This is a genomic window from Burkholderia sp. GW821-FHT14F03, from assembly GCF_058803765.1.
The window spans coordinates 1-1,046 of record NZ_JBXAPG010000127.1; the positions used below are offsets into that span (position 1 = coordinate 1).

Here is a 1,046-nt window from a genome sequence, read left to right on the forward strand (position 1 = left end):
CTAGCTGTGAAGCGTCAAGAGGTTGTTTCTCGATACGGGAAGTCTGGCCATCGGCGCAACGCCGCCGATGGCGCTATGAGCACGATGCCAGTTGTAGTGATGCTGCCAACTCGCCAGGGCTTCGACGCGATGGGCTGAGCTTTGGTACGTCCATGCGTAGGCCCACTCACGTAACGCTGACTGGATGAAGCGTTCGGCCTTGCCGTTGGTCTGAGGACGGTACGCCCGTGTAAATTTGTGCCGGATCTCCAGTTCCTGACAGGTCCGAGCAAACTCATGTGAACGGAACGCCGAACCGTTGTCGGTTAGCAATCGGCGCACACGCACGCCAAGTCCAGCGTACCAAGCCACGGCATCGCGCAGGAATTTCACGGCACTCCCTTTCGTCTCGTCTGGATGCATTGCTGTGTAGGCAATCCGGGCATGGTCGTCCACGGCGACGAACAGATACTCCCAGCCAACACCATCGACCGTATCGCGCCGATTGCCGGTCACACGATGGCCAGGACGCGCGATACGGCCGAGCTTCTTGATGTCGATGTGCAGCAAGTCGCCCGGTGCCTCGTGTTCGTAACGCTGAACCGGCTCTCTTGGTTGCAGGTCGCTCAACCGGGACAGTCCGGCACGCGCCAGCACCCGACTGACGGTCGAGGCCGACACGCCCACCTGTCGAGCGATCTGACGTTGCAGCAAGCGCTGCTGGCGCAACTCCACGATCAACAAGGCAGTCGCCGGGTCAATGGAGCGTGGAGAGCGAGCCGGTCTCGATGAGGCGTCTGCCAGCGCGAGTGCGCCGCCGACCAGATAGCGCCCAAGCCATTTGCGTACCGTCGGTGCTGTCACGCCATGATCGACTGCGGCTTGCGGCACGCTCGAACCGGATTCGGTGATCTCCTGAACCATCTCAAGTCGACGCGCGAAAGTGAGTCGGGCATTCTTATGGGTGTTCATCCGGCTGGGTTCCTGGAAGGTTGGGTGTTTGGCGACTTCCAGTCTCCCAGACTCAGTCCGGATGAACCATCGATACAACCTATTGAAGCTTCACA

Annotated in this window: 1 protein-coding gene; it reads right to left on the bottom strand. The window is 60.2% G+C overall.

The genetic code is table 11. The annotated features are described in order from the left end of the window. Complete coding sequence (locus AC1RQF_RS33330) at positions 1-951, bottom strand: IS481 family transposase (RefSeq protein ID WP_273996553.1); 951 nt, start codon at positions 949-951, stop codon at positions 1-3. Positions 952-1,046: the final 95 nt, after the last annotated feature.

Excerpts from the sequence above, each read along its gene's own strand:
- AC1RQF_RS33330 (WP_273996553.1), bottom strand. The coding sequence starts at position 951 with ATGAACACCCATAAGAATGCCCGACTCACTTTCGCGCGTCGACTTGAG.